Source organism: Halonatronum saccharophilum DSM 13868, from assembly GCF_000517025.1.
In the GTDB taxonomy this organism is placed as follows: domain Bacteria; phylum Bacillota; class Halanaerobiia; order Halobacteroidales; family Halobacteroidaceae; genus Halonatronum; species Halonatronum saccharophilum.
Genome location: NZ_KI912095.1, coordinates 105,772 through 117,990, shown reverse-complemented (window position 1 = coordinate 117,990; position 12,219 = coordinate 105,772). Strand labels below are relative to the sequence as shown.

General features: G+C 33.6%; 12 protein-coding genes. 3 read left to right on the top strand and 9 right to left on the bottom strand.

What is annotated here, in order from left to right; translation table 11 throughout:
• Positions 1-133: 133 nt before the first annotated feature.
• The 4 genes from purR to HALSAC_RS0107695 form a co-directional block, all read right to left on the bottom strand.
• The gene (gene purR, locus HALSAC_RS0107710) at positions 134-955 is read right to left on the bottom strand and encodes a pur operon repressor (protein ID WP_027339785.1); all 822 of its coding nucleotides are present in this window, start codon (positions 953-955) and stop codon (positions 134-136) included.
• 99 nt (positions 956-1,054) lie between these two features.
• Complete coding sequence (locus tag HALSAC_RS0107705; protein WP_027339784.1) at positions 1,055-1,813, bottom strand: nucleotidyltransferase family protein; 759 nt, start codon at positions 1,811-1,813, stop codon at positions 1,055-1,057.
• Positions 1,814-1,890: 77 nt separating this feature from the next.
• Positions 1,891-2,769 carry a 4-(cytidine 5'-diphospho)-2-C-methyl-D-erythritol kinase gene (gene ispE, locus HALSAC_RS0107700; RefSeq protein WP_027339783.1) on the bottom strand — a complete coding sequence of 293 codons (879 nt, stop codon included), beginning with the start codon at positions 2,767-2,769 and terminating at the stop codon, positions 1,891-1,893.
• A 92-nt stretch (positions 2,770-2,861) separates the two neighbouring features.
• Complete coding sequence (locus tag HALSAC_RS0107695) at positions 2,862-4,058, bottom strand: hypothetical protein (RefSeq protein ID WP_027339782.1); 1,197 nt, start codon at positions 4,056-4,058, stop codon at positions 2,862-2,864.
• Positions 4,059-4,294: 236 nt separating this feature from the next.
• Here HALSAC_RS0107695 and HALSAC_RS0107690 point away from each other — a divergent pair, with 236 nt between their 5' ends.
• Both HALSAC_RS0107690 and HALSAC_RS0107685 read left to right on the top strand, forming a co-directional pair.
• Positions 4,295-4,810, top strand: coding sequence for a L,D-transpeptidase family protein (locus tag HALSAC_RS0107690; protein WP_027339781.1), 516 nt, complete (start codon positions 4,295-4,297; stop codon positions 4,808-4,810).
• Between the two features lie 58 nt (positions 4,811-4,868).
• On the top strand, positions 4,869-6,542 hold the full coding sequence (locus tag HALSAC_RS0107685; protein WP_027339780.1) for a ribonuclease J: 1,674 nt from the start codon (positions 4,869-4,871) through the stop codon (positions 6,540-6,542).
• A 31-nt stretch (positions 6,543-6,573) separates the two neighbouring features.
• Here the strand turns inward: HALSAC_RS0107685 and HALSAC_RS0107680 are convergent, their stop codons facing one another.
• Positions 6,574-8,166 (bottom strand): DUF3794 and LysM peptidoglycan-binding domain-containing protein, encoded by a 1,593-nt coding sequence (locus tag HALSAC_RS0107680; protein WP_027339779.1) that lies wholly within the window; start codon positions 8,164-8,166, stop codon positions 6,574-6,576.
• Positions 8,167-8,522: 356 nt separating this feature from the next.
• On the opposite strand from HALSAC_RS0107680, the gene HALSAC_RS0107675 reads away from it, so the two are divergent.
• Positions 8,523-8,939 (top strand): hypothetical protein, encoded by a 417-nt coding sequence (locus tag HALSAC_RS0107675; RefSeq protein WP_027339778.1) that lies wholly within the window; start codon positions 8,523-8,525, stop codon positions 8,937-8,939.
• Between the two features lie 37 nt (positions 8,940-8,976).
• On the opposite strand, the gene HALSAC_RS0107670 is transcribed toward HALSAC_RS0107675, so the two are convergent.
• The 4 genes from HALSAC_RS0107670 to HALSAC_RS17495 all read right to left on the bottom strand — a co-directional run.
• The gene (locus HALSAC_RS0107670) at positions 8,977-9,363 is read right to left on the bottom strand and encodes a hypothetical protein (RefSeq protein ID WP_027339777.1); all 387 of its coding nucleotides are present in this window, start codon (positions 9,361-9,363) and stop codon (positions 8,977-8,979) included.
• Positions 9,364-9,581: 218 nt separating this feature from the next.
• Positions 9,582-10,979: a hypothetical protein gene (locus tag HALSAC_RS0107665; protein ID WP_027339776.1), complete on the bottom strand. Its 1,398-nt coding sequence runs from the start codon at positions 10,977-10,979 to the stop codon at positions 9,582-9,584.
• Positions 10,980-11,183: 204 nt separating this feature from the next.
• Positions 11,184-11,588 (bottom strand): hypothetical protein, encoded by a 405-nt coding sequence (locus HALSAC_RS0107660; RefSeq protein WP_027339775.1) that lies wholly within the window; start codon positions 11,586-11,588, stop codon positions 11,184-11,186.
• A gap of 4 nt (positions 11,589-11,592) precedes the next feature.
• On the bottom strand, positions 11,593-12,219 hold a 627-nt coding region (locus HALSAC_RS17495), incomplete at its 5' end, for an IS3 family transposase (RefSeq protein ID WP_027339774.1).

The following is a 12,219-nucleotide window of genomic DNA, read 5'->3' as shown; positions in this document are numbered from 1 at the left end:
CTAATAATTGATAGTTAAAGCCTTTTAAGAAAAATTTAATCAAGAAATAAAAACTTATAAAATAAATAGTACTTTAATCTCATAAAATATAAAAATATATTTCCTTCTAAATTTAAGAGTAACGATTGAATTACTATAAATTTTCAACCCAACTGCTTGGTTTTACAATAATCTGATCCTCAATCTCATCTACATCTTCTAGTACAACTAATGCCGTATATTCTTTGACTAATTTCTCTTTTGGCTGTGCAGTTTCAACTAGAACTCCTATATCTAAAACCTCTGCTTTAAACTCTTTCATAAGATCTAACATTCCCTTTGCGGTTCCACCAGCCTTCATAAAATCATCAATAATTATTACCTTAGCACCTTCTGGAAGTGCACGACGTGATAGAGACATCGTCTCTATCTTTCTAGAAGATCCGGTTACATAATTTATACTAACAACAGAGCCCTCTGTTACCTTACTACTTTTTCTAATACTAACTAAAGGTAAATTCAAAGCTCTAGCAGCCATTAAAGCAATAGGAATTCCTTTGGTTTCCATAGTTATTATATATTCAGCACCTAAATCAGAGAATTTTGTAGCAAATATCTCTCCAACCCTATCTATAAGATTTGGATTAAAAATTATATCTGTCATATATATATATCCACCTGCTAAAATCCTAGTGGAATCAGATAATTTTTCACATAATTCATCGATGACTAACTTTATATCTTTAATCCCTTTATTAGGTATAAACCTCACTCCACCTGCAGCACCTGCTACTGTCTCTACCTTACCCATCTTCTCAATATTAAAGACCCTTTTTATTATTGATAAATCTTCACTAATCGTTGATTTAGCAGCCTCAAAACGTTCTGTAAAATAATTTAATGATATCAATTTATAAGGATTATCAATTAATATCTTAGTCACTCCAACAATTCTTTCACTACGACGCATTTTCATGGTTAGAAAATAGACACTCCTTCCGAACATTCTAGCTTCAATTTTTATAAACCTTTATTTCATTCCATCTTATCACTAATTAATTCCTTTGTAAATAGTTCATCCACTTTTTGTATCCGAACTTTTGTGAATATTTTCTGCCATAATAAAATGCTCGAGTTTGTCAACATCAAATCCTACTTCTGGATGGTCTAAAACAATAGCTTTTCCTAAATATCCAGTCAAATTAAATAATTCCTCTTCTATTAAACTTATAGATAATTTGCCTGTCAATAACTTGATAATAAATTTAAAACCTAACAAATAAGCCATCTTCCAAGGTTGCTTTCTCCATTTTAAAATCCCCTCTAACAAACTAGTTAATTGAAGTAAGATTTCCCCGTTAACTAAAAATATATTTCCCCCACTAAATACACCCTCCTCTAAAGAAAAATATGTCCTATTACTTTGAGGAAAACTAGCTTCTAAAACCTCTTTTCTAACTATTGGATAATAAAAAGCAGCTTTATCTTCCTCACATTCTACTAAGAAACTTTCTATTGCCTCTGGAGTAATCAATGGGATGTCAGAGCTTATAATTAAAGTATAAGGACTAAGAGAGGCTTTCAAACCTAACTCTATATTAGAGACTAAATCACCTTTAGCAGTAATTACTTGATTAACACCTTCTACATTCAACTCTCCAGGGCCAACGACTATGATCCGATCAATCAAAGGGGTACCCCTTAAACTCTCTATCACATACTCAATCATTGGTCTTTTGTTTATTTCAATTAAGGCTTCATAATCTTGATCACTAAAACCTGCTAAATCTCCATCATTTCTTGCCCCAGCCAAAACAACCGCATCCACCCCCATAATTACCCCCCTTTTTTTTAAACAGATAATAGATTATAGGTATTAATCTAAAATTATCGAAAATGATTATCAGCCTGTTATCTGTTATCTATCCCTTGACTAGTCGTTTTAACAAGTTCAATTACATGCTCTTCACCTAAGTGCTTCTTTAATCTACTTTTTACCTCTTTACCCTCTTTTACTCCATTGACAAAGGCTAAGATTGTTGGCCCGCTTCCTGACATCAATGTTTTTACACTTAAAGAGTTAGCTAATTCCTTTAATTTTTTAACTTGAGGATAAAGATTTAAAGTCACCTCTTCTAAGACATTCCCTAAATTTCTAAGGGTATCTTCTTTATTCCCTTCCCTTAAAGCCTTAATTAAGCTTTTTATATTGGGATGTTGCTTGATCTCATCCACATTCAAACTGCCATAAACTTCAGCTGTTGATACCTCTAATGGCGGGTTGATTAAGACAATATTAAGCTCTGGAGAATCATCTAAAACTTCTAGATCAGTTCCTATACCACTAGCTAATTGTGTCCCACCTTTAATACAAAATGGTATATCAGCTCCCAACTTTGCCCCTCTTGAAGCTAACTCTTCTTCTGATAAAGCCAACTCCCAAAGCTTATTAACTGCTACCAGGGTAGCTGCTGCATTACTGCTTCCCCCTGCTAATCCTGCTGCTAAGGGGATATTCTTCTTTAACTCAACTCTTAGCCCACCTTGTAAAGAAAACTCCTCAAATAATAACTGAGCTGCTTTATAAATGAGATTTGAACTATCTGTAGGTATTTTTGAATGATCAGTTATAATCTCAATCCCCTTTTCAATCTTAGTAAAAAATAATTTGTCTTTTAAATCTATACTCTGCATAACCATTTGAACTTCATGGTATCCATCGCTTCTTTTTGCCAATACATCAAGCCCTAAATTTATTTTTCCATATGATACTAAATTTAATTTCTTCATCCTTCTCACCTCTTTATAACTACTTATATAAATTATTTAATCATTTCTAAATAAAGTCCTCCTTAACTTTTAATTAATCAGCTTTTCTTAAATTAAATTCTAAAAAATTCTAACAAAACTGAACGAAGGATAAAGATTGGTATATGATGAGCAAAGGAAACTGCTATAATTAGCATTATTTTTCTAAGTAATTTTTCTGTTAGTTGCCCCTCCAATTCATCTAGAGAAATTATTGGAAGCTCTTCTTCCTCATCAAATAGAATTATATTTCTATCTCGTAGATAAACTGCAGCTTTATTTTGACTTATCTGCTTACGTATAATAATATCATTCTCCTCTAGGGATGATATTATTATATTAAAGTCATTATTATCTTTTAATAGATTAAATAAATATGGATCACTACTTTCTAGGATTAAATATCCACCATCTAAGATATTATCTTTAAGCAAGCCCTTAACTTGACTAGGTTGATTATCTTCAAGAACTTTGTTAAAGGAAGGGCCAACAATTCCTATATCAATCCCTTCATAACCAAAACCTTCTCTCAATAAACCCTCTGCCTCTTCTAAAAAGAGCGCAACTTCTAAATTCTCATTCCTTAATAAACCTTTTCTTTCTTTATCTTCATAACTATCATTCACCCCAGCTTGTAACCCAAACTCCTCACAAATTTTTTTCAGTATCTCTAGTATAATTATGTCATCTTTACCTCCTGCTAATGTTACTATCGGAATCCTATCTACACTTAAAAACCTAATAAATTTCTTTATTAAACCCTTGTTATCAAGCAAAGGCTTAGAATCTAATTTTATTACCCCTTCACCTTCTCTAATTGGCCCATCTAAAGTATAAGAGTATAGATATACTTCTCCAACTTCTAATCCTAAACTACCAACTGCTTTAACTGCTAAATCCTTATAAGATTTATCTACGCTGTCTAAAGATAAAGACTTCCTTGTTGTTATATTTTTGGCCCTTAAAACCCTCTCGCCTATGACCAAAAACCGATAAATATCACCTTCTTCGCTTTTATCCTCCTTATCATGTACCTTTAAACCTAACCCCTTTAAAAAACTCCGAGTAAAATCTTGATCTAAACTAATATTTACTCCTAAATGTGAAACATTATCACTAATAACACCATCTAGTATCCTACGATAACGACCATAACCTAATTGTAATAAATTATTCTCCAATTTTATTGTAGGTATACCCATCTTTTTAGCTACTGCCTTTATCATCTCTTCCTCAAGTTCTACCACCTTCAAACTCCCTTTACTTATCATCTCTCTCCTCCAAAACGATTTAATTTTAAGCCTAAAGATTAGTTTAACCAATTTATAAAAAGTAATTCATATCCTTTAACTCTTCTTTCATTTTATGAATATAATGGTAACAGGAAACTGAGCTCAGGATAAAATAAAGCAAGGCTTTGATTTTATATTACTTTGTATCTTAATTTAAACAAATTTAATTCTTTTCCTCTTAATTGAAAAACAAAATTATTTAAAAGGAGGTGTTAATGATGAAAAGAATAGTAATCATTTTAAACGAAAGGAGACTATACCTTTATGAAGGTGATAAAATGCTTAGATCTTTTCCTGTTGCTATAGGAAAGGCAGATGCTCCTACCCCTACTGGAACCTTCCACATTATTAATATGACCAAAAATCCATATAATAAAGCTTTAGGTACACGTTGGATGCAATTTACTCATCGGATGCATGGAATACACGGAACAAACGCACCTTGGTCAATTGGGAAAGCTGTTTCAAAAGGATGTGTTAGAATGTATAATCATGATGCTGAGTACCTTTATGATCAAGTTCAAGTTGGAACTGAGATAAAAATTAAATCTAACTCTACAAAACGGGATAAAGATTATGAAAATTTTAAATACTATACAATACAGCCAGGTGATACTCTCTACAAAATTGCTAAAAGATTTAATACAACAATAGAGGAGATTATCAAAATAAATAGAATTAGTAATAAAAACCTTATCCATCCAGGTCAGAAAATTAAGATACCCTATTAACCTGGCATTAGGATAAATATTGTAATTATGTATATAATAATAATTGAGGTGATTATAAATGAGTAAAAACAAAGAGATCTCTATTATCCCTTTAGGAGGTAGAGAAGAAATAGGTAACAATATGATTCTAATCGAATATGATGATCAGATTCTGATATTAGACTGTGGGATTATGTTCCCTACTGAAGATATGTTAGGTATTGATTTAGTAATGCCTGATATCACCTATCTAAAAGAAAACAAAGATAAGATAAAGGGGCTACTTATAAGCCATGGACATGAGGATCATATTGGAGCAATCCCTTACTTCCTTAGGGATATAAATGTTCCTATCTACGGAACAAAACTTACTCTTGGAATGGTTAAGAAGAAATTGGATGAGCATAAACTCTTAAGAGAGACTGAATTAAGAGAGATAAGTGCTGGAGATCAAATAAACCTTCATCCGTTTCAAGTTAAATTCATCAAAGTAAACCATAGTATCCCAGATGCTGTTGCAATGGGTATTCATACCCCTTCTGGAACAATTCTTTATACTGGTGACTTCAAATTCGATCAAACTCCTATTAATGATGATACAACAGATTTTAATAGTCTAACCAGTATAGGGGAAAAAGGAGTACTAGCTTTACTCTCAGATAGTACAAATGCAGAACATAAGGGTTATTCAATCTCTGAGAGTGTAGTCGCAGAGAGTATAAATGAAATTTTCTCTAAGACTAGAGGCAGAATTATTGTTGCTACCTTCTCTTCCCATTTAGATAGATTACAGCAGATCATCAATGCTGCCTATAAAACAGGTCGTAAGATAGCTATCTCTGGGCGCAGTATGATTGCTAATACTAAGATTGCTAAAGATCTAGGGTATCTAGACTTTCCTGATGATATGTTATTAGAGATAAGAGAGATTAAAAATTTACCTGACCATAAAGTAGTTTATATGATGACTGGTAGCCAAGGTGAAACCATGGCATCTCTTACTAGAATAGCTAGAGGTGATCACAGACAGATTAACCTCCATAAGGGTGATACAGTTCTCTTGTCTGCCACCCCTATTCCTGGAAATGAGAGATCAGTTGGCCATACTATAAATCAGCTTTTTGAAAGAGGGGCCAAAGTTATCTACGGAAGAGAACTTGATGTTCATGCCTCTGGCCATGCCTATCAAGAAGAGCTAAAGATGATGCTTAATATGACCAAGCCAAAGTACTTTATACCTGTTCATGGGGAGTATAGACACCTTCACCATCACTCTCTTTTAGCACAAGAGGTAGGGATAGCAGAAGATAATATCTTTATTGCTAAAAATGGATCGAGATTAAATGTTTCAGAGGATAAGGGTTATTTTTCTTCTTCTGTCCCTACTGGTAAAGTATTAATTGATGGATCTGGAGTAGGTGATGTTGGTAATATAGTCCTAAGAGATCGGCGAATACTATCTGAGCATGGTATGATAGTGGTTATAACTACAATCGAGCATAAAACTGGGAAAATATTAGCTGGACCAGATATACTATCTAGAGGCTTTGTTTATATGAAGGAGTCACAGGAGTTGATAGAAAAAGCAAAGAGAATGCTAACTAAAGTATTAAAAGAATGTGAAGAAAATAATATCACCGATTGGTCTAGCTTAAAGTCTAAAATCAAGAATCCACTAAGAGACTATATCTATGAAGAAACAAGAAGAAATCCTATGATAATACCTATTATAATGGAAGTACCCAAAAAATAAAAAATGCTGTGGGTAATCCCACAGCATTTTCTTATCCTTTTGGTTTATCTATGATGCACTTTGGTATTACAAGCTTTTGCCCTACCTCTAAATAGTCTGGATTAACCAAATTATTAGCATCTACTATTGCATCTATGGTAGTTCTATAACGTCTAGCTATCTTATATAAGGTATCGCCTGGTTGGACTACATAAACAACTCTTGATGGACGATCACAAACTGGCTTATCAACTATTGGAGATACTACAACTATATCAGTAACAATAGTAAGCTGTCTGAAGTTAGTAACTTTAGCAAACTTACTTAAAGTCAAGGAAAGTTCTACCGTTCTTGGCCCTAAACGGTTGGCCCTGATTCTCTTAAGTATTACATTTATATAACTTGACATCCCTGGCTCAGCACCTGGTACACTGACAAAGTTACTAAAGTCTATCTCACGGCGGAAGTAATGGACTGGTTGATCACCTTCAACGGTAGCAGCTACATAAAGAACGCTACCTTCAATGGTGGCTTCTATCAATACTCCTCCTTCTTCTACAGTACCTGTTGGGTCAAAGAGCTGAGCATTGGCCTCTAGTATCCTTTCAATATCTGGCTTAACATCTGGTACAATAAGGTTTTCAGTAATAGTCTCTGTTACAGTATTTTCACCAATAACCTCTTCTACTCTAAGCAATTTTTCCTCAACTTCAACCTTATCACTTAAGATATTGGTTACAACCTTCATCTGCTTAGGCTCAGTCACCTTAACAAAGACCTCAATTACCGCTCTAACCTCTACCTGTCTACCCTCGGCCCGGACAGTATAATCCCACCTCTTCACTCTAATGTTAGTGAAAGCTGCCATACCTTCATCTACCCCAGGAAGATCAACAACCTCAGAGAAGTCAAAACGACCTTCAGCAAAGTGAACTGGTTGATCACCCTCTACAGTCTCAGCTACATACATTACTCCACCTTCAAAGACCCCATCTATTATTACCCCATCATCTGTTACATCTGCTCGATCTGCTTCTACCAGCCCCCCTGTTACCTTCAGTACTCTCTCAATATCTGGCTTTCTATCTGGCACATCAACTATACCACCTACAATTACTTGATAAACATCTTCGGCAACTACATTTTCTATCCTTAGTAATTCTTTCTCTACTAGATCCTTTCTAATCCCTGTTACATCAGTGATAATATTGATTTGACGATAATCAAATACCTTAGCAAACTTTCTAATTATAACTGTTAACCTTAAGGTACGCTCATCGACTACATCATAACTTGCCCTTAAAATATGAACATCAGCAAAAGCACTCATATCAGCTTCAGCTTCAGGAATCTCAACAAAGTTACTAAAGGTTATCTCCCCTTCAAAGAAGTGAACTGGTTGGTCACCCTCTACAGTTTCTGCTACATACATAACTCCAATGTCAATTACTCCATCTATAGTAACTCCACCATCTTCAACCATATACTCTATATTTCTAAGCTGGGTCTTTACCTCCAATATTCTTTCAATATCTGGCTTAGCTGCTACTGGAATCTCTACCTCTTGGGTAATTGATTCACGTACTGTATCTTCACCGATTAAATACTCTACCCTTACCATCTCTTCCTTAAAATTAATAGACATTTTTTTCCTCCTTCCTATATAACTAGCTTCCTTCATTTATAAATATATGCAAGAGAAATTAAAATGTGCATGAGTTAACCTTACAATTATTGGATAATCCCTTTTTTCAACTCCTTTGCATATATTAATATATATATATATTTGATTAGACCCTTATTCCAATATTGAGAAATAAGTTATGCAGTGGCACGATCGTGCCACTAGCTATGAGCTGTGAGTCCTGAGCTAGTTCAAAACTCGACATAACTCTAGCTCTCTTTTGATGGGTCTGAGGTTTTTACTGACACAGACACAGACACTCACACTGACACTATTAATAAAGCTTTGCTTTATTAATAAAAAAAGGAGGTGAAATAATGGATTTATTAACTTTGGGTTATCCTAATGAGATTTTACCTTATCCTGCTATCGAATATATTCCCTTAACTATTAATAATATAATGGATGCTGAAAATTGGGCCAACGAACATAGTGTCAAACTATATATAATAGATAGCAATAGAGAACAAGATAGAGTATTTAGGATGTATAACATAAGCAAAACTGAACCTATAGACTTTAATAATAATCTGCTCATCCTAGTGACTAACTTTAAGGTTGACGACATCTTCTATAGAGCACATCGAGTTCAGACCATTGGTAATAGAAGAGAGAATTCATACCACCTCTTTACAATTACTAAAAGATACTTTTATAAGAACCGACTAATTTTCAACCTTTATATACCAGATGGGAAAAAGATAACAAAAAGAACCTATCAATTAATTAATTGATAGGTTCTTTTCTTTATATTAAAATATCAAATTATCTTTAACCCAAATAAATCGCTGGATTACTCTCAACCTTAATCCGACCTATCTCGCTACCATCCAAAGTTAAAACCCCTTCAACCGTATCCTCAGTAAACTGGCTACTTTTAGTCAACTTACTGATATTAAATAATAAAATCAAAGATCCTTTTGACTTATTTATGACCTTTGAAACCCTTACCCCTTCTCCTGATACCTCTTCTCCAAACTCTTTAACTCCATAGAACCTTACTCTTCCAAACCCTTTCATATAATCACTAACCCTAAGAGAAAGATAACCTGGCCTTTGATCTTGATAGGAATTAAATAAATGATCAACCCTTAGCTTTAACTCTCTTTTAACCCCCGATGGATAACCCTGAAACCTATCTTTTTTTAGTACCTCCATACCTTTTCCTCCTTGATCTTTAATATGCAATACTTTTATATAGCTAATTGAAATTTTATAAATCTTATTATTTATTAATATAGATATGAATAGCTATAATCTTTTCGATACATTATTTATCTTATGCTTTTATCTTATTTGATAGAAGGGTTAAATTAAATTTTAACAATTAAGATAAGCTCTCAGGAAACTACTTTTTTTACTCTCTATAGCAAAAATTAGCAAGGGTCTTCACAATCAACATTTCCTATAATTGCTACGGATGCAGTTGCAGGTAAATTATCTACACCTAGCAATATCTGTTCACCTTCATTTAAAAAGTTTATATCTTGAATAGTATTAATTATTTCTATTGGACTGCTTATAGCTGTAGTTCCTACCACATTAAAACTAATCTCCTTAACTGCTGATCCACCCTGCGGTATATTTATATTACTACAAGTTATATTAATAGCACGCCCTGATATATCTGTGTTTAAAGGAACTGGGCTGCCATCATCAGCAAAGGTTGCTGTACATACATCGAAGTTAGTAAATCTAACTGTTACCTCTTGGGGTATTATCATTATATCTTTAATACCTATATCAGTCTGAGGCGAATGTCCTACATTATTGACTATTATTCTAAATATTTTTGAATTGGCTGTTGCCCCTTGAATACAACATTTATCTACTGCCAACTGTACTGCATCTAAATTTAAGATACATGAATCTGTGGCCTCTATACCTTCAAAGGAAGCTACTGCAGTATTGTTGATTAGATATCTATTAGGTGTCTCCACATTTATAATTGGAACCTCTATACTAATATGCTTTGACTCTCCTCGATTTATCTCACCAAGACTACCACTAATCTCTATAACCCCTGGGGCTACTATATCTATCTCTAATTGAGGATCAACACTTATAGCTCCAAAGACAATATTAGAAGCATCATAAGTTATTCGATCTAATATATCCACATCATCGAAGTCTGTATCACCTGTATTGCTGACAGTTATATTATATTTTAAGGTTGCCATATTATCCTCTATAATTTCTTTACAATCTTTGACTACAAATAATCTTGGGATTGCAGGGCAAGCTGGAACTTGATAACAGTCATCATCACAATCAAAGGTTAAGATATTTGGTCCTGCTTTAACTGAGATAGGCTGGGTTCCAACTGGATAGTTACCATGGATTCTTATTCTATAGTCTACTGCGACACCTTTATCATACCTGTCGTTAGTCTCTATCTTTAAGAATCTAAATCCTTCTGAAGCCTCCCCATAGTTAGGATCTGTTCTCTTCAATTCAAAGGTATCTACCTCTTCAAACTCTCCACATCCATCTACCTTCTCCTCGACTCTGATATTATCTGCTGGTATAGCTTCACAGATAGGAATAGCAATACTACTGACACCTCGAGTGCCCCTATCACAATTTGTAACTACCTTATAGGTCCAAAAGGAGCACTTTATATCCCCCTCAACACAGTAGCAGGGATTATTTACTACCCTCCCATCAGGTAAACGTTGGCACTCTGGCTGAGCTACAAAAATACCATCCTTTACTGGACAACAACACTTATTCTCATAGGGTTTACATTGACACTGCTCACATTTCTCTGCCATCTTTTATCTCACCTCCTTGTTGGTTCATTATATAATATGAAATATATACTTTTTTGTGATTTTGATATATTATTTTTTCTCAAAAACCTCCTTATGATAGCTATCATAAGGAGGTTTTTGAGATTAATATGAATTTAATCTAATTAAATATAATTTATATTTATAATTTTAAAACTTGATACATATTATTAAAACCATTCATCATTAATCAGGATCAACTACACACTCCTGTACCTCTATAAGCTCTGGTACAGCTATAACACATTTAATATTTCCTGAAACACTACCATCAACTTTTAATTCCTTGGTGTCACCATCGAAGTCCCATTCACTTATACTACATGCTAATTCTTCTGCATCAACTTCACACTTTATAAGATCCACATCATCATTGTCTAGCTCTTTAGTAAATTCAACATCGAATTCATACTCTGCCTTCGCCTCTGTAAATTCAAAACCATTGGCTCGCCCATCAAAGGTGAATTCAATTATCATAGGGATTGTTATCGTTACCTCTGTATTGTTAAGCTCTATTTCGACTTCACCATGCTCACATTCATAATCGTATACTTGCTCTATATAATCAAGATGAGTCTGAGGTTCCCCCATTAAATTAGACACTAAGTTTAGTGGCTTTTCTCTCGTTTTCGTATTTTTCTGGACTTTTATAATTTAAAGTCGAGTGCATTCTAAATCTATTGTAAAAGACTTCAATATATTCAAATATATCTCTTCTTGCTTGAGCTCTTGTTATATAGTTATTATGATGAATTAATTCTGTTTTCAATGTTCCAAAAAAGCTTTCTGACACTCCATTATCCCAGCAATTACCCTTACGACTCATTGATGATTTAAATCCATTTTCAATTAATAGTTCTTGAAATTCTATACTAGCGTACTGACTTCCTCGATCTGAATGAAATATAAGTCCTCTTGAGACTTGGCGATTGTTTAGAGCCATATTAAGAGCATTTATTACAAGATTCTTTTTCATTGTGCTATCCATTGACCAACCAACAACTTTACGAGAATATAGATCTATTATGACAGCAAGGTAAAGCCAACCTTCCTGAGTAGGAATATATGTGATGTCTGAGACCCAGACTTTATTTTTTTGAGATACATCAAATTCTCGGTTAAGAATATTATCTTTTATTGGCAGGTTATGATTAGAATTTGTTGTAACTTTGAATTTACGCTTTTGTATAGCTTTTAATCCTAATACTTTCATTAATCTTTC

Excerpts from the sequence above, each read along its gene's own strand:
- HALSAC_RS0107675 (WP_027339778.1), top strand. The coding sequence starts at position 8,523 with ATGGATTTATTAACTTTGGGTTATCCTAATGAGATTTTACCTTATCCT.
- HALSAC_RS0107665 (WP_027339776.1), bottom strand. The coding sequence starts at position 10,979 with ATGGCAGAGAAATGTGAGCAGTGTCAATGTAAACCCTATGAGAATAAG.
- purR (WP_027339785.1), bottom strand. The coding sequence starts at position 955 with ATGAAAATGCGTCGTAGTGAAAGAATTGTTGGAGTGACTAAGATATTA.
- ispE (WP_027339783.1), bottom strand. The coding sequence starts at position 2,769 with ATGAAGAAATTAAATTTAGTATCATATGGAAAAATAAATTTAGGGCTT.
- HALSAC_RS0107690 (WP_027339781.1), top strand. The coding sequence starts at position 4,295 with ATGATGAAAAGAATAGTAATCATTTTAAACGAAAGGAGACTATACCTT.
- HALSAC_RS0107685 (WP_027339780.1), top strand. The coding sequence starts at position 4,869 with ATGAGTAAAAACAAAGAGATCTCTATTATCCCTTTAGGAGGTAGAGAA.
- HALSAC_RS0107680 (WP_027339779.1), bottom strand. The coding sequence starts at position 8,166 with ATGTCTATTAATTTTAAGGAAGAGATGGTAAGGGTAGAGTATTTAATC.
- HALSAC_RS0107695 (WP_027339782.1), bottom strand. The coding sequence starts at position 4,058 with ATGATAAGTAAAGGGAGTTTGAAGGTGGTAGAACTTGAGGAAGAGATG.
- HALSAC_RS0107670 (WP_027339777.1), bottom strand. The coding sequence starts at position 9,363 with ATGGAGGTACTAAAAAAAGATAGGTTTCAGGGTTATCCATCGGGGGTT.
- HALSAC_RS0107660 (WP_027339775.1), bottom strand. The coding sequence starts at position 11,588 with ATGGGGGAACCTCAGACTCATCTTGATTATATAGAGCAAGTATACGAT.
- HALSAC_RS0107705 (WP_027339784.1), bottom strand. The coding sequence starts at position 1,813 with ATGGGGGTGGATGCGGTTGTTTTGGCTGGGGCAAGAAATGATGGAGAT.